The 22,717-nt window shown below is 69.0% G+C and carries 23 protein-coding genes; 20 read left to right on the forward strand and 3 right to left on the reverse strand.

What is annotated here, in order from left to right; genetic code table 11:
* Positions 1–69: 69 nt before the first annotated feature.
* Complete coding sequence (locus ACVN90_RS07520; RefSeq protein ID WP_475101514.1) at positions 70–444, reverse strand: GntR family transcriptional regulator; 375 nt, start codon at positions 442–444, stop codon at positions 70–72.
* A gap of 151 nt (positions 445–595) precedes the next feature.
* Between ACVN90_RS07520 and murC the strand changes: the two genes are divergently transcribed.
* The 9 genes from murC to ACVN90_RS07565 all read left to right on the forward strand — a co-directional run bounded on the left by murC (position 596) and on the right by ACVN90_RS07565 (position 8,282).
* A complete protein-coding gene (gene murC, locus ACVN90_RS07525) occupies positions 596–2,002 on the forward strand; it encodes a UDP-N-acetylmuramate--L-alanine ligase (protein WP_475101515.1) in 1,407 nt (468 codons plus the stop codon).
* A 7-nt stretch (positions 2,003–2,009) separates the two neighbouring features.
* A complete protein-coding gene (locus tag ACVN90_RS07530; protein ID WP_475101516.1) occupies positions 2,010–3,020 on the forward strand; it encodes an FtsQ-type POTRA domain-containing protein in 1,011 nt (336 codons plus the stop codon).
* A gap of 174 nt (positions 3,021–3,194) precedes the next feature.
* Positions 3,195–4,349 carry a cell division protein FtsZ gene (ftsZ, locus tag ACVN90_RS07535; RefSeq protein WP_475101517.1) on the forward strand — a complete coding sequence of 385 codons (1,155 nt, stop codon included), beginning with the start codon at positions 3,195–3,197 and terminating at the stop codon, positions 4,347–4,349.
* Positions 4,350–5,036, forward strand: coding sequence for a YggS family pyridoxal phosphate-dependent enzyme (locus ACVN90_RS07540; RefSeq protein ID WP_475101518.1), 687 nt, complete (start codon positions 4,350–4,352; stop codon positions 5,034–5,036). It abuts the gene before it with no gap.
* A 32-nt stretch (positions 5,037–5,068) separates the two neighbouring features.
* The gene (locus ACVN90_RS07545) at positions 5,069–5,533 is read left to right on the forward strand and encodes a cell division protein SepF (protein ID WP_220289416.1); all 465 of its coding nucleotides are present in this window, start codon (positions 5,069–5,071) and stop codon (positions 5,531–5,533) included.
* A 9-nt stretch (positions 5,534–5,542) separates the two neighbouring features.
* Complete coding sequence (locus ACVN90_RS07550) at positions 5,543–5,842, forward strand: YggT family protein (protein ID WP_056367105.1); 300 nt, start codon at positions 5,543–5,545, stop codon at positions 5,840–5,842.
* 135 nt (positions 5,843–5,977) lie between these two features.
* On the forward strand, positions 5,978–6,547 hold the full coding sequence (locus ACVN90_RS07555) for a DivIVA domain-containing protein (RefSeq protein ID WP_475101519.1): 570 nt from the start codon (positions 5,978–5,980) through the stop codon (positions 6,545–6,547).
* A gap of 3 nt (positions 6,548–6,550) precedes the next feature.
* Positions 6,551–7,360, forward strand: a complete 810-nt coding sequence (lspA, locus tag ACVN90_RS07560) for a signal peptidase II (protein WP_475101520.1) — start codon at positions 6,551–6,553, stop codon at positions 7,358–7,360.
* 1 nt (position 7,361) lies between these two features.
* Positions 7,362–8,282 carry an RluA family pseudouridine synthase gene (locus ACVN90_RS07565; protein WP_475101521.1) on the forward strand — a complete coding sequence of 307 codons (921 nt, stop codon included), beginning with the start codon at positions 7,362–7,364 and terminating at the stop codon, positions 8,280–8,282.
* A gap of 97 nt (positions 8,283–8,379) precedes the next feature.
* Here the strand turns inward: ACVN90_RS07565 and ACVN90_RS07570 are convergent, their stop codons facing one another.
* Entirely contained in the window at positions 8,380–8,853 is a 474-nt protein-coding gene (locus ACVN90_RS07570) for an NUDIX hydrolase (protein WP_475101522.1), read from the reverse strand.
* Between the two features lie 79 nt (positions 8,854–8,932).
* Between ACVN90_RS07570 and ACVN90_RS07575 the strand changes: the two genes are divergently transcribed.
* The 7 genes from ACVN90_RS07575 (at position 8,933) to ACVN90_RS07605 (ending at position 17,353) form a co-directional block, all read left to right on the forward strand.
* Positions 8,933–9,502: a GNAT family N-acetyltransferase gene (locus tag ACVN90_RS07575; RefSeq protein ID WP_475102083.1), complete on the forward strand. Its 570-nt coding sequence runs from the start codon at positions 8,933–8,935 to the stop codon at positions 9,500–9,502.
* Positions 9,503–9,511: 9 nt separating this feature from the next.
* Positions 9,512–9,694, forward strand: a complete 183-nt coding sequence (locus ACVN90_RS07580; protein WP_475101523.1) for a hypothetical protein — start codon at positions 9,512–9,514, stop codon at positions 9,692–9,694.
* 157 nt (positions 9,695–9,851) lie between these two features.
* Positions 9,852–13,322, forward strand: a complete 3,471-nt coding sequence (gene dnaE, locus ACVN90_RS07585; protein ID WP_475102084.1) for a DNA polymerase III subunit alpha — start codon at positions 9,852–9,854, stop codon at positions 13,320–13,322.
* A gap of 121 nt (positions 13,323–13,443) precedes the next feature.
* Positions 13,444–14,454, forward strand: coding sequence for a hypothetical protein (locus tag ACVN90_RS07590; protein ID WP_475101524.1), 1,011 nt, complete (start codon positions 13,444–13,446; stop codon positions 14,452–14,454).
* Positions 14,455–14,484: 30 nt separating this feature from the next.
* Complete coding sequence (gene hisD, locus ACVN90_RS07595) at positions 14,485–15,786, forward strand: histidinol dehydrogenase (protein WP_475101525.1); 1,302 nt, start codon at positions 14,485–14,487, stop codon at positions 15,784–15,786.
* Positions 15,787–15,817: 31 nt separating this feature from the next.
* Positions 15,818–16,309 carry a transcriptional regulator NrdR gene (nrdR, locus tag ACVN90_RS07600; protein WP_475101526.1) on the forward strand — a complete coding sequence of 164 codons (492 nt, stop codon included), beginning with the start codon at positions 15,818–15,820 and terminating at the stop codon, positions 16,307–16,309.
* An 18-nt stretch (positions 16,310–16,327) separates the two neighbouring features.
* Positions 16,328–17,353, forward strand: a complete 1,026-nt coding sequence (locus tag ACVN90_RS07605) for a quinone-dependent dihydroorotate dehydrogenase (RefSeq protein ID WP_475101527.1) — start codon at positions 16,328–16,330, stop codon at positions 17,351–17,353.
* Positions 17,354–17,360: 7 nt separating this feature from the next.
* On the opposite strand, the gene ACVN90_RS07610 is transcribed toward ACVN90_RS07605, so the two are convergent.
* Complete coding sequence (locus ACVN90_RS07610; protein WP_116193673.1) at positions 17,361–17,942, reverse strand: DUF3043 domain-containing protein; 582 nt, start codon at positions 17,940–17,942, stop codon at positions 17,361–17,363.
* Positions 17,943–17,990: 48 nt separating this feature from the next.
* On the opposite strand from ACVN90_RS07610, the gene ACVN90_RS07615 reads away from it, so the two are divergent.
* From ACVN90_RS07615 to ctaD, 4 genes are all read left to right on the forward strand, one after another.
* A complete protein-coding gene (locus tag ACVN90_RS07615) occupies positions 17,991–19,391 on the forward strand; it encodes a M20/M25/M40 family metallo-hydrolase (RefSeq protein ID WP_475101528.1) in 1,401 nt (466 codons plus the stop codon).
* A gap of 128 nt (positions 19,392–19,519) precedes the next feature.
* Entirely contained in the window at positions 19,520–19,885 is a 366-nt protein-coding gene (erpA, locus tag ACVN90_RS07620) for an iron-sulfur cluster insertion protein ErpA (protein WP_141893508.1), read from the forward strand.
* A 168-nt stretch (positions 19,886–20,053) separates the two neighbouring features.
* Positions 20,054–20,950: an aa3-type cytochrome oxidase subunit II gene (ctaC, locus tag ACVN90_RS07625; RefSeq protein WP_475101529.1), complete on the forward strand. Its 897-nt coding sequence runs from the start codon at positions 20,054–20,056 to the stop codon at positions 20,948–20,950.
* A 2-nt stretch (positions 20,951–20,952) separates the two neighbouring features.
* Complete coding sequence (ctaD, locus tag ACVN90_RS07630; RefSeq protein ID WP_475101530.1) at positions 20,953–22,716, forward strand: aa3-type cytochrome oxidase subunit I; 1,764 nt, start codon at positions 20,953–20,955, stop codon at positions 22,714–22,716.
* The last annotated feature ends 1 nt before the right edge of the window (position 22,717 follow it).

Here is a 22,717-nt window from a genome sequence, read left to right on the forward strand (position 1 = left end):
CGCTGGGGATCGGAGGCCGGGGGTGCGTGCGACGAAACGGGCGATGGCGGCTGCGTTGGTCGGCTGTGATCAGGCTTCCGCAGGCGCACCCGGGGCACGCAGCGCGGCGGTGACGACGGCGAGCGCCTCTTCCGCGTCGAGGTGGAGGTCGCGCACCTGCGCCGCGAACGCCGCGGCGGCGCGCTGCAGCTGCTGCCGTGCGGGGTCGGCATCGAACGCGACGAATGTGCCGTTGCGGCCGCGGGTCTCGATGATTCCGGATGCCTCGAGCTCGCGGTACGCGCGGGCCACCGTGCCGGGTGCGACACCCAGGTCTTCGGCGAGGCGGCGCACCGTCGGAAGGCGCGCGCCCGGGGCGAGCTCGCCGGACGCGACCGCGTCGACGAGCCCCGTGCGCAGCTGCTCGAACGGCGGGACAGGGGACGGCGGGTCGATCACGATCATGCGGGTGCTCCTCCCGACGATGACCCGCGGCGTGCACTCCATTGTGCCGCTCTCTGTACCAATGTGTCAACACAAAGGGCGGGTGCGGCGCCGGAGCGGCCCAGCGCGCCGGGGGCGCAGCATCCGTCGCCCAACTTAGACTTGACCGGTCATGATCAGACCCGATCTCAGTCTTCCCATTCCCGACGACATCACCGCCGCCCACTTCATCGGAATCGGCGGATCCGGCATGTCGGGGCTCGCCCGCATGTACCTGGAGCGCGGGATCCGCGTCTCGGGTTCCGACCGCGCCGACAGCAAGGCGCTGCGCGAGCTCGCCGAGCTCGGCGCGACAGTCTACGTCGGTCACGACGCCGCGAACCTCGCCGACGACGTCGACACGGTCGTGCACACCGGCGCGATCTGGCCCGAGAATCCCGAGTTCGTGCTCGCCAAGGAGCGCGGCCTCCACGTCATCCACCGGTCCCAGGCGCTGTACTGGCTGATCGGCGGCCGCCGGCTCGTCTCCGTGGCCGGCGCGCACGGCAAGACCACGTCGACGGGCATGATCGTCACCGCGCTGCGCGACCTGGGCGTGCGGCCGACCTTCGTCAACGGCGGCGTGATCGCGCAGCTCGGCGTCTCGAGCGGCAGTGGCGACGACGACCTCTTCGTCATCGAGGCCGACGAATCGGACGGCACCTTCCTCCTCTACGACACGTCGATCGCGCTCATCACCAACGTCGATCCCGACCACCTCGACCACTGGGGCACGCGTGACGCGTTCTACGCCGCGTTCGCGCGGTTCGCGAACGACGCGCGCGAAGCCGTCGTCATCTCGTCCGACGACGCGGGCGCGCAGCTCGTGACCGCGCACCTGACCCACCCGAACGTCGTCACCTTCGGCGAGGCCGACGGCGCCACGGTGCGGGTCACCGACATCGTGACCGACGGCCCCGTCTCGTTCCGCCTCACGTACGACGGCGTCACGGTCGACGCGCAGCTGCCGGTGCCCGGCGCGCACAACGCGATCAACGCCGCCGGCGCGGTCGCGGTGCTCCTCACGCTCGGCCACGACCTCGAGCCGGCTGTTCGCGCAGTCGAGGGCTTCGCCGGCACGGTGCGCCGCTTCGAGCTGCACGGCGTGGAGCGCGGTGTCAGCGTGTTCGACGACTACGCCCACCACCCGACGGAGGTCGCGGCCGCGCTCGCGGCCGCGCGCTCGGTCGTCGGCGACGGACGCCTCATCGCCATCCAGCAGCCGCACACCTACTCGCGCACGCAGGAGATGTACCGCGAGTTCGCCGAGGTGCTCGAGCAGTACGCCGATCACACGGTCATGCTCGACGTCTACGGGGCCCGCGAAGACCCCGTGCCCGGAGTGACGGGCGCGCTCGTCAGCGGCGCGTTCGCCGACGCGTCGCACGTGCACTACGTGCCCGACTGGCAGGAGGCCGCCGACTACACGGCCTCGGTCGCCCGCGACGGCGACTATGTCATCACCCTCGGCTGCGGCAACGTGTACCTCATCATCCCGCAGGTCCTCGAGGCCCTCGGCCGCGAGCACGCCGGAGCGTAGGGGTCGCATGCGCCGCCCGTCGCCGTTGCCGCAGTCGCCGGTCGCCTCGCGCGGCACGGCGGAGAAGGCCGCGCCGGCGCGCGCGTCGCGTCCCGTCGAGGCACCCGCGCCGCGCGCGGCGGAGCGCGAGCGCGACGAGCCGACGCCCGACGAGAACCCCACAGCGCCCGTCATCCCGCTGGCGTCGCCGACGCCGCTGCCCGACGCGAAGCCGACGGTCGACGCGACCCCGGACGAGGGAGCGGATGCTGCGGACGTGGGTTTCCGCGACGTCTGGAAGGCCGCCCGCGCCCGGCGCAAAGCGCTGCGTGCCGAGATCCGCCGCTTCACGGTGCGCCAGCGACGCCGGCGTGCGGTGTGGCTCGGGGCGGCAGCATCCGTTCTCCTGCTCGCCCTCGGAACGCTCGGCGCCGCGTACAGTCCGCTCTTCGGCGTGGAGGAGATCACCGTGGTCGGCGCGGAGCAGCTCGCCGAGGCCGACGTCACCGCCGCCCTGTCGGGGCAGCTCGGCAAGCCGCTGCCGCTCGTCGACGAGAGCGCGGTCAAGGCGGCGCTCGTCGCGTTCCCGCTCATCGAGACCTACGCCCTCGAGGCGCGGCCGCCGCACGAGCTCGTGGTGCGTATCGTCGAGCGCACGCCGATCGGCCTCATCGAGACCCGCGCCGGGTACACGCTCGTCGACGCCGCGGGGGTCGCGTTGTCGACCACGGCGACGCCGAGCCCCGGCACGCCGCTGCTCACGATCACCGGCGGCGTGGACTCCGACGCGTTCGCCGCGGCCGGCCAGGTCATGAGATCGCTGCCGGACGAGATCCGCGCGCAGGTGACGGGTGTCACGGCTTCCACTCCCGACGACGTGACGCTCGAGCTGGGCGGCACGAACACCCAAGTGGTGTGGGGGAGCGCCGAGGAGTCGGCCGACAAGGCATTGGCGCTGCAGAAGATCATGGCCGCGCGGCCGCCCGCAGACGTCTTCTCGTACGACGTCTCTTCACCGGACACTGTCGTCGTCCGCTGACCCGCGACGCCTCCGACGCGACTTCGAGTACCAGATGACGCGACACGCCGACTCGCTCCGAGCGCGCGCGCGGCATCGGCCTACTTTCGTGACAAGGAATTGCATACCGGGCAATTCTTTATACCTCTACTAGAGGTTGAAGGTTTAGACAGGTCCAGGGCTACGGAGGCCGGCATGAGCCAGAACCAGAACTACCTCGCCGTCATCAAGGTGGTCGGCGTCGGCGGCGGCGGAGTGAACGCGGTCAACCGCATGATCGAGCTCGGCCTGCGGGGCGTCGAGTTCATCGCCATCAACACCGATGCCCAGGCGCTGCTCATGAGCGACGCCGACGTCAAGCTCGACGTGGGGCGCGAGCTGACCCGCGGGCTCGGCGCGGGCGCCGACCCCGAGGTCGGTCGCCGTGCCGCCGAGGACCACGCGGAGGAGATCGAGGAGGCGCTGCGCGGCGCCGACATGGTCTTCGTCACCGCGGGCGAGGGCGGCGGAACCGGCACCGGCGGTGCTCCGGTCGTCGCGAAGATCGCGAAGTCGATAGGAGCACTCACGATCGGTGTCGTGACGAAGCCCTTCTCCTTCGAGGGTCGTCGTCGCCAGCAGCAGGCCGAGTCGGGCGTCGCACGCCTGAAGGAAGAGGTCGACACCCTCATCGTGGTGCCGAACGACCGCCTGCTCGAGATCAGCGACCGCGGCATCTCGATGATCGAGGCGTTCGCCACGGCCGACCAGGTGCTCCTGGCCGGTGTGCAGGGCATCACCGACCTCATCACGACGCCCGGTCTCATCAATCTCGACTTCGCCGACGTCAAGTCGGTCATGCAGGGAGCGGGGTCTGCCCTCATGGGCATCGGCTCGGCGCGGGGAGCGGATCGCGCCATCAAGGCCGCCGAGCTCGCCGTCGAATCGCCTCTGCTCGAGGCCTCGATCGAGGGCGCGCACGGCGTGCTGCTGTCGATCCAGGGCGGCTCGAACCTCGGTATCTTCGAGATCAACGACGCGGCGCAGCTCGTCAAGGAGGCCGCGCACCCCGAGGCGAACATCATCTTCGGAACGGTCATCGACGACACGCTCGGCGACGAGGTGCGCGTCACCGTCATCGCGGCGGGCTTCGACGGCGGCGAGCCGCAGGCCCGCATCGAGCCGATCACGGCAGCCCGCGTCGTCTCGACTCCCGCGCTGCCGGTGACGCCCGCCGACGAAGCCGCGAAGGACCGCGACGTCGTCGAGACGCCCGCTGCCGTTCCGGTGACGGTCGGCGCGGTCACCGAGTCGTCGTACGACACCGCCTTCGGCGACGACGACCTCGACATCCCCGACTTCCTCAAGTAAGTGGGTGGCCTCGCCGAGCGTCTCGCGGCGATCGATGAACGGATTGCGGATGCTGCGCACGCGGCGCGCCGCGATCCGTCCGAGCTCACCCGCATCGTCGTGACGAAGTTCCACCCCGCGTCGCTCGTGGAGGAGCTGTACGAGCTCGGCGTGCGTGACGTGGGGGAGAACCGGCAGCAGGAGTTCACCCGCAAAGCCGCCGAGGTCGGAGACCTCGAAGGTCTGCGCTGGCACTTCATCGGGCAGGCGCAGACCAACAAGGCTCGAGCGATCCGGGCCGCAGCATCCGTCGTCCACTCCCTCGACCGCGCCCGACTCGCGGATGCGCTCGATGCCGCCGCCGAGCCGGGCGACGCCGTCCTCGACGTGCTGCTGCAGGTGAACCTCACCGATGACCCGGGTCGCGGCGGCGTCGCTCCGGACGACCTCGAAACCCTCGCCGCCCATGCGGCAGCGCTGCCTTCGCTGCGCGTACGTGGCGTGATGGCGGTCGCACCGCTGGATGAGTCGCCCGCGCCCGCATTCGAGCGCCTCAACGGTCTCTCGGGTGTCGTGCGCTCGGTCGTCCCCGACGCCGGCTGGATCTCCGCGGGCATGACTGCGGACTTCGCTGAAGCCATCGCGGCCGGCGCGACACACCTACGCATCGGTTCGGCAATCACCGGACCCAGACCAGAACGCGGTTAGCCTCGGAACAGATGAGCACTACGGAGGATCAGATGTCGAACCCGCTCAAGAAGACCATGGTGTACCTCGGACTCGCCGACGAGGAAGAGGTCTACGAAGAGCCGGCCCCTCAGCCGCGTGCTCGCACCTCCGAGAAGGTGGTCGACAAGCCGGCAGCGCCGGTGACGCCGATCCACCGTCCCGCGGTCGTCCGTCAGCCGGCGCCCGCGGCGATCAACGAGATCCTCACGGTGCACCCGAAGCAGTACCGCGATGCCCAGATCATCGCGGAGAACTTCCGTGACGGCATCCCCGTCATCATCAACCTCTCGCAGATGAGCGACGCCGACGCGCGGCGCCTCATCGACTTCGCGAGCGGCTTGTCGCTCGGGCTCTACGGACGCATCGAGCGGGTCACCAGCAAGGTGTTCCTGCTCTCGCCCGAGAACGTCGCCGTGTCGGGCGACGGAGCGGTCGCGCAGGCGGATCCGGAGTCGGTTCCGTTCGCGCAGCCGTAATCTGGCTACGTGGCAGTCGTCCAACTCATCGCAGCGATCCTCAATCTCGCGCTGCTCCTCTATGTCTTCGTGTTGCTCTCGCGGCTGGTCCTCGACTGGATCCCGTTCTTCAACCGCGAGTGGCGCCCGCGTGGCGCCGGCCTCGTCGCCGCGGAGATCATCTACACCGTCACCGACCCGCCGATCCGGCTCTTCCGCCGCTTCATCCCGCCGTTGCGCGTGGGTGCCATCGCGATCGACTTCGGGTTCGCGCTGACGATGCTCCTGTGCTTCATCCTGCTCAGCATCACGCGCACCATCGCCGGCTGAACCGACTCATTCCGACCCGGTCGCCGGCTTCGACACTCTCAGAACCGATGACTATGCTTTGCTGATACGAACGGCCGCCAGCCGGCGGCCGCCCCGACATCGGCCAGCGACCAGACGCTCGAAAGAGGAATCACCATGGCATTGTCCCCCGATGACGTCGTCACCAAGCAGTTCCAGCACGTCCGCTTCAAGGAGGGTTTCGACCCGGATGAGGTCGACGACTTCCTCGACGAGATCGTCGTGGAGTGGCGCAAGGCTCTCACCGAGAACGAGGAGCTGAAGGCCAAGCTGGCGGCGTACGAGTCGGGTGCTGCCGCGCCTGCCCCGGCTGCCGCTCCGGCGCCGGTCGTCGAGGCTGCTCCGGTCAGCGGTGCCGGCCCCGCCGCGAGCGCCGGGATCATCGAGCTGGCCCAGCGCCTGCACGACGAGCACGTCGCGGAGGGCATCGCGCAGCGCGACCAGCTCATCTCCGACGCCAAGTCGCAGGCCGCGTCGATCGTGTCCGAGGCCGAGACCCGCGGTCGCGAGGAGCTCTCGAAGCTCGAGCGCGAGCGCACGACGCTCGAGGGCCGCATCTCCGAGCTCCGCAACTTCGAGCGCGACTACCGCGCTCAGCTGCGCAGCTACATCGAGGGCAAGCTGCGGGACCTCGAGACCACGGCGACGGCGTCCGGCGCACAGCCGGTCTCCGCGCTGGGCCTCTAGGCCTTGTCGCGCCGACTTCCCCTTCGTCAGGCGGCGGCCGGCACCATCATCGCGGTTCTCGCGGTGCTGGTGCTGGCCGCCGACCAGTTGGCGAAGTATCTCGCACTCGAGAACCTGCCGTACCAGGAGCCGGTCGAGGTCCTCGGTGACTTCCTGAGCTTCTACCTGACCCGCAACCCCGGTGCCGCCTTCTCGCTCGGCGAAGAGGTCACGTGGATCTTCACGATCGCGCTGGCCGCCGTCGCCGTCGTCATCGCGTGGCTCGCCGCGACGCGGGTGCGCTCGCGCCTGTGGGCGGTCGCCCTCGGACTCCTCCTCGGCGGCGTCCTGGGCAACCTCACCGACCGACTGTTCCGCGACCCCGGCTTCGGCGTCGGGCACGTCGTCGACTTCATCAACACGCCGTGGATGTGGTTCTTCCCCGGCATGTCCCCGGCGATCTACAACGTCGCCGACATCTTCATCGTGTGCGACATGATCGCGATCGCACTCTTGGTACTCGTGGGGGTTCACATGGACGGTACGCGCGACCACGGCCGCAAGGACGAGAACGAGAACGAGCCCGGCGAGACGCTCCTCGGCGCCGAGGGCGACCAGTTCGCCTCGGGCGGCACCGTGGAGGGCTTCGGCGACGAATTCCCCGTCGCCGACCCGGATGCCGGCATCCCGGCCGCCGAACGCGGGCTGCCGCCGCTCAGCGAGGCCGAGCAGCGCAAGGTCGAGGAAGAGGCCGAGCGCGAGGCAGAGGAGTACGAGGCCGAGCACGAGGCCGGCCACGATCCGAAGCGGCCCGAGTCCGGCGCCCAGCTCTGACGTGGACTCGCGCAGCCTTCCCGTCCCCGACGGCCTCGACGGCGCCCGCGTCGACGCAGCCCTGGCCAAGATGCTCGGCTTCTCCCGCACGTTCGCGGCCGAGGTCGCCGAGGCCGGCGGCGTGAGCATGGACGGGCGCACGCTCGCGAAGTCCGACAAGCTGCGCGGCGGCGCGTGGCTCGACGTGTCGTGGGCGCCCAAGGAGGAGCCCCGGGTCGTGCCCGTGGAGGTTCCCGATCTCGGAATCGTCTACGACGACGACGACATCGTGGTGGTCGACAAGCCCTCGGGTGTCGCGGCGCACCCCTCTCTCGGATGGGAGGGGCCGACCGTGCTCGGCGCCCTCGCCGCCGGCGGCTACCGCATCGCGACGACCGGCGCCGCCGAGCGCCAGGGTGTGGTCCATCGGCTCGACGTCGGCACGAGCGGCCTCATGGTCGTCGCCAAGACCGAGAGCGCGTACGTCGCGCTCAAGCGCGCCTTCAAGGAGCGCGAGGTCGAGAAGATCTACCACGCCGTCGTGCAGGGGCATCCCGACCCCCTCGCCGGTACCATCGACGCGCCGATCGGGCGGCATCCGTCCCACTCGTGGAAGTTCGCGGTGACCCCTGAAGGCAAGGACTCGGTCACGCACTACGAGACGCTCGAGGCGTTCCCCGGTGCGTCGCTGCTCGAGATCCACCTCGAGACGGGGCGCACCCATCAGATCCGCGTGCACATGGCCGCGCATCGGCACCCGTGCGTCGGCGATCCGCTGTACGGCGCCGACCCGACGATGTCGGCACGCCTGGGCCTCACGCGCCAGTGGCTGCACGCGCACGAGCTCTCGTTCGCGCACCCCGCGACGGGGGAGTGGGTCACGTTCACGTCGGACTATCCGGCCGACCTGGCCCACGCGCTCGGCGTGCTGCGCGGCGACTGATCCCTGAGCCTGTCGACCTCAGAATCGGAGATTCGGTGCGACACGCGGGGAACGGATGCTGCCGCCCGGCCTGTCGGAGAAACTCTCCGATTCTGTGTCAGCGGCCGCCTTCGAAGCGCGCGGGCTCGTCGTGCAGGGCCGACGTGATCCGGCGGTGCATCTCGGGACCGACCTCGTCGGGAAGGTCCGCGAGGCCGAACCAGCCGACCTCGGTCATCTCGCCGTCCACCGGATAAGGCTCGCCCGACACCCAGCTGCAGCGGAACGTGAGGTCGAGATAGTCGCTCTGGTCGCCGTTCTCGTACGTGACCCGCGGGATCTGGTGCACCCACGCGAGGCGGTCGACGCGGCACACGACGCCCGCCTCTTCGAGGGTCTCGCGCACCGCGGCGTCGGCGGGCTCCTCGCCGGGGTCGACGATGCCGGTGATGGGCGTGAGGTGACCGTTGTCGCTGCGGCGGCCGAGCAGCACACGGCCGTCGTGGACGACGACCGCCGTCACGCCGACCAGCGGCAGCGGGTGGGTGCCGACCATCTCACGCAGCTCGAGGATGAAGTCCGGGGTGGGCATGCTCACACCCTATGCGGCGCGCCTTCGCGCGATCGCCACCGTCTGGACGATGTCGGATGCTGCGGGCAGAGTGTGGGGCATGACGATCGAGGTGAGACCAGCCGATGTGTACGACGACGTCGCGACCATGGTGGGTCCGAAGAATCCGGCGTCCAACGTCTGCTTCTGCCTGAGCTACCGCATCCCTTCGAAGGAGAATGTCGCCCTCAAAGGTCCCGAGCGGGGTGAGCGAGTGCGGCGGCTCATCGACGAGGAGGGGCCGATCGGCGTCCTCGCGTACGACGGCGACGACGTGGTGGGGTGGGCCGCGGTGGCGCCGCGGGAGCGCACGCACTTCGCGACGTTCCGCAAGATCCCGCACGTCGACGATCAGGATGCCTGGTCGGTGTGGTGCTTCCGGGTGCGGCCGGGTCATCGCAAGAAGGGCGTCATGCACGCGCTCATCGACGGCGCCGTCGAGTTCGCGCGCGACCAGGGCGCCCCGGTGCTCGAGGGCTACCCCGTCGACAACGGCGGCGAGAAGGTCGATCTGACCATGGCGTACGTCGGCACGCGCCGCCTCTTCGAGCAGGCGGGGTTCGTCAAGGCGGCCGACACCGAGTCGGTGTTGTCGGGTTTTCCCCGCGTGCTCATGCGACTCGACCTCTAGCGTGGACGCGTGAACGAGCTCCTGCGCCGTCGCTTCTCCCGCGCCGGGGACGAGGCATCCTTCACCTATGCACTCGCCCTGCTCGAACATGAGACTCAGCACCACGGCCAGCTGATCCGCTACCTGTACGGCCTCGGGATCGCCCGCCCCGAGTCGTGGCAGCGCCAGTACGCCCTCGATGAGGAGTTCTGAGACCGGGACCTTCACCTTCGAGTCGAGGGTGAGGCGATTCCGTCACGCCGGATCGGGGACCCGCCGCTCCGGCCATCGTCATGTCCGAGCCGCTTCGTAGACTCGATGCGTGGCATCCGATTCCTTCGTCCATCTGCACGTGCACAGCGAGTACTCGATGCTCGACGGGGCGGCCAAGATCGGCGCGATGACGCAGGCGGCGGCCGAATACGGCATGCCGGCCATCGCGGTCACCGACCACGGCAACACGTTCGCGGCGTTCGAGTTCTACCGAGCGGCACAGGCCGCCGGCATCAACCCGATCATCGGACTCGAGGCGTATGTGACGCCCGGCACCCACCGCAGCGACAAGTCGCGCGTGGCGTGGGGCACGCCCGAGCAGAAGAGCGACGACGTCTCGGGCTCCGGTGCGTATACGCACACCACGCTGTGGAGCGAGACCACCGAGGGCATGCACAACCTGTTCCGGCTGAGCTCGCTGTCGAGCATGGAGGGCTACTACTTCAAGCCGCGCATGGACCGCGAGCTTCTGCAGACCTACGGCAAGGGACTCATCGCGACGACCGGCTGTCCGTCGGGCGAGGTGCAGACGCGCCTGCGTCTCGGCCAGTACGACGCGGCGCGCGCGGCGGCCGCTGAATTCCAGGACATCTACGGCAAAGAGAACTATTTCGCCGAGATCATGGACCACGGCCTCTCGATCGAGCGGCGGATCATGACCGATCTGCTGCGGCTCGCGAAGGATCTCAGCATTCCGCTGGTGGCCACCAACGACTCCCACTACACCCATCAGCACGAGGCCGACGCACACGCGGCGCTGCTGTGCGTGCAGTCGGGGTCGACGCTCGACGACCCGAACCGGTTCAAGTTCGACGGCGACGGGTACTACATCAAGACCGCGCAGGAGATGCGCCAGCTGTTCCGCGACCACCCCGAGGCGTGCGACAACACGCTGCTGATCGCCGAGCGCTGCAAGGTCGAGTTCAACACCGCCGCGAACTACATGCCGCGCTTCCCCGTGCCCGACGGCGAGACGGAAGACAGCTGGCTCATCAAGGAGGTCGAGCGGGGCCTCCACTACCGCTACCCAGGCGGCATCCCCGACAAGGTGCGCAAGCAGGCCGAGTACGAGACCGGCATCATCCTGCAGATGGGCTTCCCGGGGTACTTCCTCGTCGTCGCCGACTTCATCAACTGGGCGAAGGACAACGGGATCCGGGTGGGTCCCGGCCGCGGCTCGGGTGCCGGCTCGATGGTCGCTTATGCGATGAAGATCACCGACCTCGACCCGCTCGAGCACGGACTCATCTTCGAGCGCTTCCTGAACCCCGACCGCGTCTCGATGCCCGACTTCGACGTCGACTTCGACGACCGTCGCCGCGGCGAGGTGATCGACTACGTCACCGAGAAGTACGGCTCCGAGCGCGTCGCGCAGATCGTCACGTACGGCACGATCAAGTCGAAGCAGGCCCTGAAGGACGCCGGCCGCGTGCTCGGGTTCCCGTTCAGCATGGGGGAGCGGCTGACCAAGGCGATGCCCCCGGCTGTGATGGGCAAGGACATGCCGCTCGACGGCATGTTCGACCCGCAGCATCCGCGTTACAAGGAGGCTGTCGAGTTCCGCACCCTGATCGAGACCGATCCCGAGGCGAAGACGGTGTTCGACCGCGCGCTCGGGCTCGAGGGCCTCAAGCGGCAGTGGGGCGTGCACGCCGCCGGCGTGATCATGTCGTCCGAGCCGCTGCTCGACATCATCCCGATCATGCGCCGCGAGCAGGACGGCCAGATCGTCACGCAGTTCGACTACCCGTCGTGCGAGACCCTCGGCCTCATCAAGATGGATTTCCTGGGCCTGCGCAACCTCACGATCATCTCGGACGCGCTCGACAACATCCGCCTGAACCGCGGCGAGGAGCTCGACCTCGAGCACCTCGCGCTCGACGACCGCCCCGCGTACGACCTGCTGACCCGCGGCGACACGCTCGGCGTGTTCCAGCTCGACGGCGGACCGATGCGATCCCTTCTGCGGCTCATGAAGCCCGACAACTTCGAAGACGTGTCGGCTGTCATAGCGCTGTATCGCCCCGGCCCCATGGGTGCGAATTCGCACACCAACTACGCGCTGCGCAAGAACGGCCTGCAGCCGGTGACACCGATCCATCCGGAGCTCGAGGAGCCGTTGAAAGACATCCTCGACATCAGTTACGGCCTGATCATCTATCAGGAGCAGGTCATGGCCATCGCGCAGAAGGTCGCCGGGTTCTCGCTCGGCCAAGCAGACATCCTTCGCCGCGCGATGGGAAAGAAGAAGAAATCCGAGCTCGACAAGCAGTACGAGGGCTTCTCGGGCGGTATGAAGGAGCGCGGCTTCGGCGACGCCGCGATCCAGGCCCTGTGGGACATCCTCCTGCCCTTCTCCGACTACGCGTTCAACAAGGCCCACTCCGCGGCGTACGGACTCGTGTCGTACTGGACGGCCTACCTCAAGGCCCACTATCCCGCCGAGTACATGGCTGCGCTCCTGACCAGCGTCGGCGACTCGAAAGACAAGATGGCGGTGTACCTCAACGAGTGCCGCCGCATGGGCATCAAGGTGCTCCCGCCGGACGTCGGGCAGTCGATCCGCTACTTCGCCGCCGTCGGTGAAGACATCCGCTTCGGCCTCGGCGCCGTGCGCAACGTCGGCGGCAACGTGGTCGACGGCATCGTCGCCGCCCGCGCCGACGCGACCTACACGAGCTTCCACGACTTCCTCTCGAAAGTGCCTGTCCACGTCGCGAACAAGCGGACGGTTGAGTCGCTCATCAAGGCCGGCGCGTTCGACACGATGGGCTCGACGCGTCGCGCGCTGATGGAGATCCATGAGGACGCGACCGAGGCCGCGGTGCTCGACAAGCGTCGCGAGGCCAACGGCGAGGTCGGCTTCGACTTCGACTCGCTGTGGGGAGACGATGAGCCTCAACAGGCGGCCAAAGTACCCGAGCGACCCGAGTGGACCAAGAAGGACAAGCTCGCGTTCGAGCGCGAGATGCTGGGCCTCTACGTGTCGGATCACCCGCTGGCGGGCCTCGAGATCCCGCTCGCGAAGCACGCGTCGACCAGCATCCACGACCTGCTGGCGTCGGAGGACATCGGCGACGGCGACCAGGTGACGATCGCCGGACTCGTCACGAGCGTCCAACACCGCGTGGCCAAGCAGAGCGGCAATCCCTACGGCATGATCACCGTCGAGGACTTCGACGGCGAGATCACGGTCATGTTCATGGGCAAGACGTACACCGAGTTCCAGCACATGCTGCAGGCCGACTCGATCCTCGTGGTGCGGGGCAGGGTCTCACGGCGCGACGACGGCATGAACCTGCACGCGCAGTCGGCGTTCTCGCCCGATCTGGGCAGTATGGACGAGTCCAGCTCGCTGGTGCTGATCATTCCTGAGCGCCGCGCGAGCGAGGCGCTCGTCGGCGAGCTCCTGCAGACGCTGAACCGCCACGCCGGCGACACCGAGGTGTCGCTCAAGCTTCACAGCGGCACGGTGGCCAAGGTGTTCGAGGTGCCGCACACCGTGCGGATCACTCCGGATCTGTACGGCGAGCTCAAAGGTCTTCTCGGGCCGCAGTGCCTGGGATGAAAGCGGCGTGCGCGGGCGCAGGCGCGGGTCGCCGTGCGTCGCGCCGTCTCATCGGCGTCTCATACGCCGTCGGTAATATCGGGTCGACGCGAGCCTCGGGAGCTCGCCGGAAGGAAGCATCGTGACGGACGAGAAGCAGGACGCCAGCATCGACGAGGCGGTCGCCACGGAAGAGCCGCCACAGTACGGTGTCGGGCCGTTCTCCATCCGCGAGGTCGCCCTCGCGGGCACCTGGATCGTCGCGTTCGTCGTGTCGTTCTTCCCGATCTACGGCCCGTTCGAATCCGCCCCGTCGGTCTGGACCAGCGGCATCGACTGGGTCCTCACGATCGGCGTGCCCACTGTCGCGGTGTTCCTGATCGCGCTGCGCCGCCTGTCGCCGCAGGGCATCCGCCGCGTCGGGTCGCTCGGCATCGACCAGTTCGCGTCTGTCGCCTTCTCGGTCGCCACCGTGCTGTGGCTGTCGATCCTGTGGAACTCGTTCGTCCGCCTCTCCGTCGGCCAGGGCTTCCTCGCCTCGTGGGTCGTGTGGGTGGAGTTCTTCCTCATGCTCGCCGGCGTCGTGCTCACGGTCGGCGCGCCGTTCATCGCGCCGTTCGCCCAGGACTTCCGTGGACGCCCCGAGGTTCCGGCGCACCGCAGCGCCCGCCCCGTGCTGCGCGTTTCGCCCCGTCCCGCCCCGGTGCGTCCTGAGCCTGAGTCCGAGCCGGAGCCCGAGTACACGCCGTACGCGGCAGACGCCGGCGCCGAGGCTGCGGCGTCGCCCGAAGCCCCGGCGAACGAGGACTTCGCCACCACCGTGATCCCGCTCGAGGAGCAGCCGGCTCCGGCAGAGGAACCGGCACCGGTCGCCGCGAATGAGCCCGCTCAGGCCCGCGAGTCCTTCGAGCATGTCGAGAACCCGACGTCGACCGTCGAACCCGCGGCCGCCACCGCACCGCAGCACCAGGCCTTCTGGGCGCTCGTGCCGGAGGAGCGCGACATCGTCGACGAGATCGGCATCCCGGTGTTCCGCATCGGCCCGGGCGCCTGGGCCCTCGTGATCGAGGACCGCGGCGAGGTGTTCGTGGTGCGCCATGAGGACGGCCGCATCGGCTACCTGCACGACGTCTCGGGCGTCACGCGCGGCTGACCCCGATCAGCCTCGCGGTACCGTAGAAGGATGCTCCGCACGATCGACCTGCGCGGGCGTGTGCTCACGCCCGCGGAACTCCTCGCGACCGTTCCCCGTGCCGAGGCGGCACGCGAAGAGGCCCTGGCCACCGCCGCGCACATCGTGGACGACGTCGCCGCGCGCGGCGAGGCCGCCCTCAGCGAGCAGGCGGAGAGGTTCGACGGCGTGGCAGGACACGACATCCGTGTCCCCGCCTCACATCTCGACGAGGCGCTCGAGGCGCTCGACCCCGCCGTGCGCGCTGCGCTCGAGCAGGCGATCGCGCGCGTGCGCGAGGCATCCGCCGCGCAGGTGCCCGCGCCGACGGTGACCGAGCTCGGTCCCGGCGCCCGGGTGACGCAGCGTTGGCAGCCGGTGCGCCGCGTCGGCCTTTACGTCCCCGGCGGCAAGGCCGTCTACCCTTCGAGCGTCGTGATGAACGTCGTGCCGGCGCAGGTCGCGGGAGTCTCCGAGATCGCCTTGGCCTCCCCGCCGCAGCGCGAGTTCGGCGGCCGCGTGCACCCCGTGATCCTCGGCGCTGCGAAGCTCCTCGGCGTGACCGAGGTGTACGCGATGGGCGGCGCGGGAGCGATCGGCGCCCTCGCCCACGGCGTCGCGTCGCTCGGCCTCGAACCCGTCGACGTCGTCACCGGTCCCGGCAACAACTTCGTCGCGGCCGCCAAGCGCGCCGTGGCGGGTCTCGTCGGGACGGATGCCGAAGCCGGCGCGACGGAGATCCTCGTGGTCGCCGACGACAGCGCCGACGCGCGCCTCGTGGCCGTCGACCTCATCAGCCAGGCCGAGCACGACGAGCAGGCGTCCGCCGTGCTCGTCACGACGTCGGAGCGGCTCGCGACCGACGTGCAGGAGTCCCTCGCGCCGCGCGCCGCCGCGACGCGACACGCCGAGCGCGTCACCGCCGCTCTTGCCGGGCCCCAGTCCGCGATCGTGCTGGTCGACGACCTCGCCGCGGCGACCGCGTTCAGCAACGCCTACGCTCCCGAGCACCTCGAGCTTCACCTCGCCGACCCGCGCCCGGAGGAGTTCGTGCACGCGGGCGCCGTGTTCGTGGGCGCCGACTCGCCCGTGAGCCTCGGCGATTACCTCGCCGGCAGCAACCACGTGCTGCCGACCGGGGGACAGGCCCGCTATTCGTCCGGTCTCTCGGCGGCGACGTTCCTGCGGCCGCAGCAGGTCATCCAGTACGACCACGACGCCCTCGCCGCCGTCCACGACGCCATCGTGACGCTGGCCGAGGCCGAAGCGCTCCCCGCCCACGGCGAGGCCATCACGGCCCGCTTCGAGGTCTGAGTCCGGATTCCCGGCGTAGGCTGTCCCTGCCATGCACTGCCCGTTCTGCCGCCACGCCGATTCGCGCGTCATCGACTCGCGCACGAGCGACGACGGTCTCAGCATCCGTCGCCGTCGTCAGTGCCCCCAGTGCGGCGGCCGCTTCACGACGATCGAGACGGCGAGCCTCAACGTCATCAAGCGCTCCGGCGTGATCGAGCCGTTCAGCCGCGAGAAAGTCATGTCGGGCGTGCGCAAGGCGTGCCAGGGGCGGCCGGTGACCGATGCCGACCTCGCGGTGCTCGCGCAGACCGTGGAGGAGAGCATCCGCCAGACCGGCGCGTCGCAGCTCGACGCGAACGAGATCGGCCTCGCGATCCTCGGCCCGCTGCGCGACCTCGACGAGGTCGCCTACCTCCGTTTCGCGAGCGTCTACCAGGCGTTCGACTCGCTCGAGGACTTCGAAGCCGCAATCGATCAGCTGCGAGCCGACCACGGTCGCACGCCCGCGCGTGACGAGACCGCGGCAGCCGCCTCGGAGTGACCGGATAGCCTAGGAGGGATGTATCCCCTCCTCTTCCGCACCGTCCTGTCGCGCATGGACCCCGAGTCCGCCCACCATTCCGCGATGGTCGTGATACGGATGCTGGGGGTCCCGCCGTTCTCGTGGGCAGCGCGTGCGCTCACCCGTCCTGCACCGGAGCTCGCGACCACCGCGCTGGGCCTGTCATTCGAGTCGCCGTTCGGCGTTGCGGCCGGATTCGACAAGGACGTGAAGGGGGCATCGGGGCTCCACGCCCTCGGCTTCGGTCACGTCGAGGTCGGAACCGTCACCGCGATCCCGCAGGACGGCAACCCCCGGCCGCGACTGTTCCGTCTGATCCCGGACCGCGCCGTCGTGAACCGCATGGGATTCAACAACCACGGCGCCGAGGCCGCGGCCTCGCGCCTGCGCGCGCTTCGCAAGCGCTCGCGCCGCACGGTGCTTGGCGTCAACATCGGCAAGAGCCGGGTGGTCGATGTCGCGGACGCGACCGCCGACTACGTCCGCAGCGCGACGCTGCTCGCGCCGCTCGCCGATTACCTCGTGGTGAACGTCTCGTCGCCGAACACGCCGGGGCTGCGGGGACTGCAGGCGGTCGAGACCCTGCGCCCGCTGCTCGACGCGGTGCGCGACGCCGCAGGCGCGACGCCGCTGCTGGTGAAGATCGCCCCGGACCTCCCCGACGACGAGATCGTGGCGATCGCGCAGCTCGCGGTCGACGCCGGCCTCGCCGGCATCATCGCAACCAACACCACGATCTCGCGCGAAGGACTCGTCACCGACCCTGCGACGATCGCCGCCGCCGGCGACGGCGGGCTGTCGGGCGCGCCGCTGAAGGCGCGCGCTCTCGAGGTGCTGCGGCTGCTGCGCGCGACGGTGCCCGCCGAGTTCGCGGTGATCTCCGTCGGCGGCGTCGAGACGGCCGCCGACGTCAAGGAGCGGTTGGATGCCGGAGCCACGCTCGTGCAGGGCTACACGGCCTTCCTATACCGCGGCCCGCTGTGGGCGCGGCAGATCAACCGCGGTCTGGCGAAGCGGGCCTGAGGCCGGCTCAGGCGGGCTTCTGGCCGCGCTTGACCTGCGGCTTCGGAAGACGGAGGAAGCGCATCTGCACGGTGCGCATGGCGGCGTACCAGCCGAGGCCCTTCTCGACCTTGCCCTCGCCGAACTTCTTCTTGACGGCGCGCTTGACGGTGATCGACGTGAGGACCATGTCGCCGATGACGAAGAAGATGAAGATCCAGAGGCCGACGAACGCGTAGTACTGGAGCGCCGCGATCGGCAGGAACGTCGCGAGGATGACGAGCACCATCGCGGGCATGACCGCCTCGCCGAGGTGCCAGCCGGCGTCTACCCAATCGCGCACGAACTTGCGCTGCGGACCCTGGTCGCGGGCCGGAAGGTAGCGCTGGTCGCCGTTGGCCATGCCGACGCGGGCCTTCTCACGCTGTGCGGCGAGATCCGCCTTGGCGCGCGCCTTCGCCTCCTTCGTGTCAGGCACGAGGGGGCGCTTGCGGGCGGCCTCCTGTTCGGCCCGCGAGGGCGTGGCGCGGCCCTTGCCGGCGGGGGTGCCATTCAGGACGGTGCCCTCGGAAGGGGCGTCGTTCGGCACGGGGTCGGTGTTCTTGGCCACGGGTGATCCTCGAAGTGCGGAAGAAGGGGTGCACTTAAGATTACCCGCATGACCTCTGACCTCTCCCGACAGGATGCTGTGCGCGAAGCCGCGGCTTCCGGCATCCCCTCCGCCCTCGCCGATCTCGGCAATCTGGTGCGCATCCCGTCCGTCGCGTTCCCCGGGTTCGACCTCGCACAGGTGCAGCGCAGCGCCGACGCCGTCGCCGAGCTCGTGCGCGAGACCGGTCTGTTCGAGACGGTTCAGATCCGCGCCGCGGTGATCCCGGAGACGGGGGAGCAGGGCAACCCGGCGGTGCTCGCGACACGCGCCGCGCGCAACGGCCGCCCGACGATCCTGCTCTACGCGCACCACGACGTGCAGCCGGTCGGCGACGAGTCGCTCTGGGAGTCGTCGCCGTTCGAGCCCACCGTCCGCGGCGGCCGGCTGTACGGGCGGGGCGCCGCCGACGACAAGGCCGGCGTCATGGCCCACCTGGCGGCGCTGCGCGCGCTGAAGGAGGGCATCGGCGACGACTTCGACCTCGGTGTCGCGCTGTTCTTCGAGGGGGAGGAGGAGGCGGGCTCGCGGTCGTTCGCGCAGTTCCTCTCCGACAACGCCGACGCGCTGCGCGCCGACGTGATCGTCGTCGCCGACTCGGGCAACTGGGACGACAAGACCCCCGCCCTGACGGTGTCGCTGCGCGGCAACACGCGCTTCACGCTCCGCGTGCGGACGCTCGAGCACGCCTCGCACTCCGGCATGTTCGGGGGAGCGGTGCCCGACGCCATGATGGCGACCGTCAAGCTGCTGTCGACGCTGTGGGACGACGACGGCGCCGTGGCGGTGGCCGGGCTGACGGAACGGGATGCCGAAACCCCGGCGTACAGCGAGGAGACGCTGCGCGACGAGGCCGGGCTGCCGGCGGGCGTCTCGCCGATCGGCCGCGGCACGATCCTCAGCCGCATCTGGAACAAGCCGTCGATCACGGTGACGGGCATCGACGCCCCGAGCGTCGTGAACGCCTCGAACACGCTGAGCCCCGAGATCTCGGTCGTCATCAGTGCGCGCATCGCGCCGGGGCAGCCGGCTCGCGAAGCGTACGCGGCCATCGAGGCGCATCTGCGCGAGCACGCGCCGTTCGGGGCGCAGCTGACCTTCACCGACCAGGACTACGGCGACGCCTTCCTCGTCGACACGTCGGGCTGGGCCGTCGAGGCGGCGCGGGAGGCGCTGCACGAGGGCTACGGCGTCGAGTCCGTCGACATCGGCGTGGGTGGGTCGATCCCGTTCATCGCCGACCTCGTGCGGGAGTTCCCGGGCGCGCAGATCCTGGTGACCGGCGTCGAGGACCCGCATGCGAAGGCCCACAGCCCGAACGAGTCGCTGCACCTCGAGACATTCCGCAACGCGGTGCTCTCCGAGGCACTGCTCCTCGAGAAGCTCGACGCGCGCACGTCGCAGGCGTGACCTGTGACTCCGGGATCGGTGCGAATGCGCCGGTCCCGGAGCCTTCTGCCAGCGGGCACGCGTAGAATCGACGCATCCCGCCGCCTGAGTGGATGATCGATCCGGGGCGGCCCTTCCGGAGGAGTGCCATGACCGACACCGCACTGACGACCGAGCAGACCGCCCGCGACCACGGTGTGCTGCTGACCGACGCCGCCGCCGGCAAGGTCAAGAACCTGCTCGAGCAGGAGGGACGCGACGACCTGCGCCTGCGCGTGGCCGTGCAGCCCGGCGGGTGCAGCGGCCTGATCTACCAGCTCTACTTCGACGAGCGCTACCTCGACGGCGACAAGACTGTCGACTTCGACGGCGTCGAGGTGATCGTCGACGACATGAGCGTGCCGTATCTCGACGGCGCCACGATCGACTTCAAGGACACCATCTCGGAGCAGGGCTTCACGATCGACAACCCCAACGCGGCCGGCTCGTGCGCGTGCGGCGACAGCTTCCACTGATCGCTAACGATCCGATACTTTTCCGGCGGGTCCGGTGCGCTTGGATTAGCGCCCGGGCCCGCCTTTTTCTGTCCCTGCGACACGATCCAACCTGAGCAGATGGCCTGAATCGCCTGGGCGGTTGCCCTAGACTTACGAGAGTCCTGTTCGTGATCGGAAAGGTGCACCGTGCCTTCGAAACGCCGTATCCGCTGGGCCGTTCTCCCACTCGGGATCGCAGCGGCTGCAGTCCTCGCCGGATGCACCCCGACCGAGCTGCACGGCTTCCTCCCCGGGTTCACAGAAGACGGCCAGCCGGCCACCAACCACGTCGACATGGTCGCGGGTCTGTGGGTCAACTCGTGGATCGTGCTGCTCGTCGTCGGCGTCATCACGTGGGGCCTGATGGGATGGGCGGCGATCGCCTACCGGCGTCGCAAGGGCCAGATGGGTCTTCCCGTCCAGCTGCGCTACAACATGCCGATCGAGATCTTCTACACGATCGTCCCGCTCATCCTCGTGGTCGGCTTCTTCGCCTTCACCGCTCGCGACCAGGCGATCCTCGAGACGCAGTACGACGAGCCCGACGTGTCGATCACGGCGATCGGCAAGCAGTGGTCGTGGGACTTCCAGTACGACGGTGCCAGTGACGACGACACCGTCTGGACCATGGGCGTCCAGGCGCAGACCGACGAGCGCGGCGACGTCATCAGCGAGCTGCCGACGCTCGTCCTCCCGGTCGACGAATCGGTGAAGATCAAGCTGCAGTCGCGTGACGTCATCCACTCGTTCTGGATCATCGACTTCCTTTACAAGAAGGACATGTACATCGGCCGGGACAACTACTGGTCCTTCACGCCGACCCGCGAGGGCGAGTACGCCGGCAAGTGCGCCGAGCTCTGCGGCGAGTACCACTCGATGATGCTGTTCAACGTCAAGGTCGTGAGCGCGGAGGAGTACGAGGAATACCTCGACACCCTGCGCGAGGCCGGGCAGACCGGCGACATCAACGACGCCTACGACCGTCTGCAGAACGCGCCCGGGACGGGCGCGCAAGGCGAGGCATCCGAAGAGGGAGATCACTGATCATGGCGACGACGCTTCCGCTCCAGGAGACGACGCAGGGTCGCCCGACCACCCTGCCGCCTCGTCAGGCCGCACTGCTCAGCGCTACGCGCGTCGAGCAGAAGGGCAACATCATCGTCAAGTGGATCACCTCCACCGACCACAAGACGATCGGCTACCTATACCTCATCTCGTCCGTCATCTTCTTCCTTCTGGGTGGAGTGATGGCGCTGATCATCCGTGCGGAGCTCTTCGAGCCCGGGATGCAGATCATCCCGACCAAGGAGCAGTACAACCAGCTGTTCACGATGCACGGCACGATCATGCTGCTGATGTTCGCGACGCCGCTGTTCGCGGGCTTCGCGAACGCGATCCTGCCGCTGCAGATCGGTGCGCCTGACGTCGCGTTCCCGCGTCTGAACGCCTTCGCCTTCTGGCTGTTCCTGTTCGGCTCGACGATCGCCGTCGCCGGCTTCCTCACCCCGCAGGGTGCGGCGTCGTTCGGCTGGTTCGCGTATCAGCCGCTCGCCAACGCCAGCTTCTCTCCGGGTGCGGGTGGCAACCTCTGGATGCTCGGCCTCGGCATGAGCGGCTTCGGCACGATCATGGGTGCCGTCAACTTCATCACGACGATCATCACCATGCGCGCTCCGGGCATGACCATGTGGCGCATGCCGATCTTCTCGTGGAACACGCTGGTCACCAGCATCCTGATCCTGATGGCCTTCCCTGTGCTGGCCGCTGCGATCCTCGCGGCCGCGGCTGACCGCATCCTGGGCGCTCACATCTACGACCCGGCCAACGGCGGCGTGCTCCTGTGGCAGCACCTGTTCTGGTTCTTCGGCCACCCCGAGGTCTACATCATCGCGCTGCCGTTCTTCGGCATCGTCTCCGAGATCTTCCCGGTGTTCAGCCGCAAGCCGATCTTCGGGTACAAGACGCTCGTCTACGCCACGATCGCGATCGCCGCGCTGTCGGTGGCCGTGTGGGCGCACCACATGTACGTCACAGGCGCTGTCCTGCTGCCGTTCTTCGCGCTCATGACGATGCTCATCGCGGTGCCCACGGGCGTGAAGATCTTCAACTGGATCGGCACGATGTGGCGAGGGTCCGTGACCTTCGAGACACCGATGGTCTTCGCCCTCGGCTTCCTGGTCTCCTTCGTGTTCGGTGGCCTCACCGGCGTGATCCTCGCGTCGCCCCCGCTCGATTTCGCCCTGTCGGACTCGTACTTCGTCGTGGCGCACTTCCACTACGTGGTCTTCGGCACAGTCGTGTTCGCGATGTTCGCCGGCTTCTACTTCTGGTGGCCGAAGTGGACCGGGCGCATGCTCAATGAGCGCCTCGGCTACGTCCACTTCTGGATGCTGTTCATCGGCTTCCACATGACGTTCCTCATCCAGCACTGGCTGGGCGTCGACGGCATGGTGCGCCGCTATGCGGACTACTCCGAGGCCGACGGCTGGACCTGGCAGAACCAGGTGTCGACGATCGGTGCCATCATCCTCGGCGCCTCGATGATCCCGTTCCTGTTCAACGTGTGGATCACGTCGCGCAAGGCGCCCAAGGTCACCGTCAACGACCCGTGGGGCTACGGCGCCTCGCTCGAGTGGGCGACCTCCTGCCCGCCCCCGCGTCACAACTTCACATCGATCCCGCGCATCCGCAGCGAGCGGCCCGCGTTCGACTTGAACCACCCCGAGGCGGGTATCCCGGTCGGCGTCGGTCCCGCGAAGGACGCCCCCGAAGCCCCGGTCGCCGACCTTGCCGATGGAGAGGTGAAGTAAG

This window comes from Microbacterium sp. F01 (genome assembly GCF_056156365.1).